The sequence below is a fragment of the Paraburkholderia sp. SIMBA_053 genome (assembly GCF_046534895.1).
Taxonomy (GTDB): domain Bacteria; phylum Pseudomonadota; class Gammaproteobacteria; order Burkholderiales; family Burkholderiaceae; genus Paraburkholderia; species Paraburkholderia caledonica.
Genome location: NZ_JAWRXU010000375.1, coordinates 1 through 310, shown reverse-complemented (window position 1 = coordinate 310; position 310 = coordinate 1). Strand labels below are relative to the sequence as shown.

At 52.9% G+C, this 310-nt stretch carries 1 pseudogene; it reads right to left on the bottom strand.

Annotation, left to right across the window (positions count from 1 at the left end):
• Positions 1-70 precede the first annotated feature (70 nt).
• A pseudogene (locus tag SB753_RS36055) lies at positions 71-310 on the bottom strand (hypothetical protein); the annotation flags it as partial.

Genomic DNA, 310 nt, shown 5'->3' with positions numbered 1-310 from the left:
CCAGCGCCGCGCCGAATAGCGCGACGTCAATTCCCCTGAGACTTTTATTCATTCTCCAGATCTCCAATTGCTACGTCTTTGTTGAAATACTTTTTTGCGCTTTTCTTTCGAACCGGCGCTTCACCGTCAATGCAAGCGGCACGGTGAAGAAGATGTGAGACATAAAGCCGCCGATAATCACCGCGGGGTCGTAGTAGTTCGGGTGATTATCTGAAGCGATCATGATGGCCACGTGCATGACGATCCACGCGAGCACCGCATAGAAGAGTGCGACGAGCGTCGCTTCAATGCCGCGTCGGCGAAAGTATGG